4 protein-coding genes are annotated in these 3155 nt (G+C 68.0%); all 4 read left to right on the top strand.

Annotated features, from left to right (window positions below; all coding sequences use genetic code 11):
- Positions 1-382: ATP-binding cassette domain-containing protein (locus HUU96_RS13800; RefSeq protein WP_174293324.1), on the top strand; the 382-nt coding region annotated here is incomplete at its 5' end.
- A 31-nt stretch (positions 383-413) separates the two neighbouring features.
- Positions 414-1505: an LLM class flavin-dependent oxidoreductase gene (locus HUU96_RS13795; RefSeq protein ID WP_174293323.1), complete on the top strand. Its 1092-nt coding sequence runs from the start codon at positions 414-416 to the stop codon at positions 1503-1505.
- A gap of 245 nt (positions 1506-1750) precedes the next feature.
- Positions 1751-2749, top strand: a complete 999-nt coding sequence (locus HUU96_RS13790; protein WP_368039777.1) for an ABC transporter substrate-binding protein — start codon at positions 1751-1753, stop codon at positions 2747-2749.
- A gap of 4 nt (positions 2750-2753) precedes the next feature.
- The coding region (locus HUU96_RS14995) for an acyl-CoA dehydrogenase family protein (RefSeq protein ID WP_217430334.1) at positions 2754-3155 on the top strand (402 nt) is incomplete at its 3' end.

Raw genomic sequence — 3155 nt, 5'->3', positions numbered from 1 at the left:
CACCTTGTCGGGCGGCGAGGCGCAGCGCACCGCGCTGGCCCGCGCGCTGGTCCGCGAACCCGAGCTGCTGCTGCTCGACGAGCCGTTCGCCGCGCTCGACGCGCTGACCCGGATCAGGATGCACCAGCTGGTGCTGGCGCTGTGGCGCAAGCATCGCCCGGCGGTGCTGATGGTGACGCACGACGTCGACGAAGCGATTGCGCTGGCCGACCGGGTGCTGGTCCTCGACGGCGGCAGGATCGTCGCCGAGGAGCGCATCGCCGCTGCCCGCGGTGAGCGTACCGCCGCGGTCAGGCCGCTGCGCTCGCGTCTGCTCGGCCATCTCGGGGTCGACGCGCCGGAGGGCAGCTATGCCGACGCCATCGCCCATGGCGCGACCTGAACCTTTCCCAACTCGCTCAGGAGACACTGCAATGTCCGTCAAGTTCATCGGCTATATCGGCTTCAACAACGGTTCCGAAACCCAGGCCGCGGTGCGCTCGCGCGCGCTCGACAAGGAGTATGTCGAGGCGGCGGCGCGAGCGCAGGAAGCGGGCGATTTCGACCGCGTGCTGATCCCGTTCGGCTCCAACAGCCCGGAGAGTCAGATCGTCGCCGCCCATGCCGCCGCGATCACCACCAGGCTCGGCTTCCTGGTCGCGCACCGCCCCGGCTTCACCCAGCCGACGCTCGCCGCGCGGCAGCTGGCGACGCTGGACCAGCTGTCGGGCGGCCGGGTAGCGGTGCACATCATCACCGGCGGCGCGGACGATGAGATGGCGCGCGACGGCGATGTCGGCACCGACAAGGCCGAGCGCTATGCGCGCACCGACGAGTATCTCGACGTGCTCAAGCAGGAACTGCGCGGCACCGCACCGTTCGATCACAGTGGCCGCTTCTACCAGGTTCGCCAGGGCTTCAGCGCAATCCAGGCCGCCAACCTGCCGATCTTCTTCGGCGGCACCTCGCCCGAGGCGATCGACGTCGCCGGGCGTCATGCCGAGGTCTATGCCACCTGGGGCGAGACGCTGGACGCCACCCGCGAGGTGGTGCAGCGGGTGCGCGCCTCCGCGGCGCGCTACAACCGCCACGATGTCGGCTTCTCGCTGTCGCTGCGCCCGGTGATCGCCGACACCGAGGAGGCGGCGTGGAAAAAGGCCGACGAGATCGTCGAGCAGGTGCGCGCCAATCGCGAAGCGGCGGGGCTGCCGCTCACCGGCCACACCCCGCCCAATGACGGCGCGCGCCGGCTCCTCGCCACCGCGTCGAAGCTGCGCCAGGACAAGAGGCTATGGACCGGCGTCGCCCAACTCACCGGCGCGTCGGGCAACTCGACCGGCCTGGTCGGAACCCCGGAGCAGGTCACCGACGCGCTGCTCGATTATTACGAGATCGGCGTCGACCATTTCCTGATCCGCGGCTTCGACCCGCTGCAGGACGCGATCGACTATGGCCGTGACCTGATCCCGGTCGTGCGCGAGCGGGTGGCGGCGTTCGACGAGTCGCGGGCAACCATCGCCGCCTGATCTGCGCGCGGATCAAGCCTGGATGTCGGAAAGGAGTCGGGCGAACGCTCGGCTCCTTTTTGAGTATCTGTTATCAATGGTAGCAGTGCCGAATGATGAGCAACTCTCATAGCCTGCGTTGAGATAGGCTTATTGGATTAGCTCTCCTTTCAGACGATGAAGGAATAGCGATTAGATTTATGGCTCTGCCCGATCAATTGTCCGATCAGCAGCAGAGAGTGCTCTTTGCCAGCAAGGGAACATGCGTGACCGACGATCCGATCCTGAGCCGCCGCCTGATGCTGCTGGGCGCGACCGCGTCGGCGGCGCTCGCGCTGGCGGGCTGCGGCAAGCGACCGGCGGGACAGGATGCGGTCCTGCGCGCTTCGGTGACCGGGCATGGCGAGACCGACGCCCGCCTCATCTTCAAGTCCGCAGGGATCAAGCCGGCCGGCTTCTCCGTCACCTATGCCGAGTTCCAGTCGGGCCAGATGGTGATCGAGGCGCTCAACGGCGGCTCGCTCGATCTGGGCGGCATGAGCGAGATCCCGCCGGTGTTCGCGCTGGCTTCGGCGATCCAGAGCTTCAAGCAGATCGCGGTGTTCCATGGCGACGTCAACAACCAGGTCGTGCTGGTACCCAGGGGGTCCAGGATCGAGACGCTGGCGCAGCTCAAGGGCAAGCGTGTCGGCTATGTCCGCGCCACCACCTCGCAATATTACCTGATCCGCATGTTGCAGTCGGTCGGGCTCGACTGGAGCGACATCGAGCCGGTGGCACTCAACGTGTCGGACGGTGCGTCCGCCTTCTCCAACGGCGCGCTCGACGCCTGGGCGATCTACGGTTTCCCGATCCAGCGCGCGGTCGCGACCGAGGGTGCGCGCATCCTCAAGACCGCGCTGGGTTTCCTGTCGGGCAATTACATCGTCTCGGCGCATGTCGACGCGCTCGCCGATGCCGCCAGGGCGAAGATCATCGGCGACTATCTGCGCCTGCTCAAGCGCGGCTTCGGCTGGACCGCGTCGCACCAGGGCGAGTGGGCCGGCATCGTCGCCAGGGACATCGGCGTGCCGCCCGCCTATGTCGCGGACCAGTTCAAGCGGCAGAGCGACGTGTTCTCGCTACGCCCGGTGACAGCTGAGGCCATCGCTTCGCAGCAGGGCGTCGCCGACCTGTTCGCCGAGCGCAAGCTGATCCCGCACAAGGTCGATGTCCGGACCCTGTGGGATGATCGTTATAACGCCATCATCGAAGAAAAGGCCTGATCGCATGGCAATCGCGCTCGCTGTTTCGAACGTCGCCGAGGCTGCCGGTCCGGTCGATCAGGCGGTGCTCGACCGCGTCACCGAGCGGCTCGCCGCGACGGCGGCGGCGTTCGACCGCAGCGGCGAGTTCCCGCGCGCCAATTTCGATGTCCTCGCCGCGGAGGGCCTGATCGGCCTGACCGTCGCGCCGCGCTATGGCGGGCGCGGCGCGGGGTTCGGCGAGGCGCTGCGGGTACTCGGCGCGTCCGACGCCTGGTGGCCGGCCATCGCCACTTCGGCAGCGCTGGCCTTGCTCTCCTGCAGCATGGGGTCCATCTGCTTCTGCGCCATCGCGCTGGCCGCCACGCGGCTCACCGACCTGGCCGACCGGCAGATCAGCGCGCTTTCCGGCGGCCAGCAGCAGCGC

This window comes from Sphingomonas bacterium, from assembly GCF_903644135.1.
In the GTDB taxonomy this organism is placed as follows: domain Bacteria; phylum Pseudomonadota; class Alphaproteobacteria; order Sphingomonadales; family Sphingomonadaceae; genus Sphingomonas.
This window is presented reverse-complemented; position numbering and strand designations above follow the sequence as displayed.

Bases quoted from the DNA above. Each gene is read 5' to 3' on its own strand.
- HUU96_RS13795 (WP_174293323.1), top strand. From the start codon at position 414: ATGTCCGTCAAGTTCATCGGCTATATCGGCTTCAACAACGGTTCCGAA.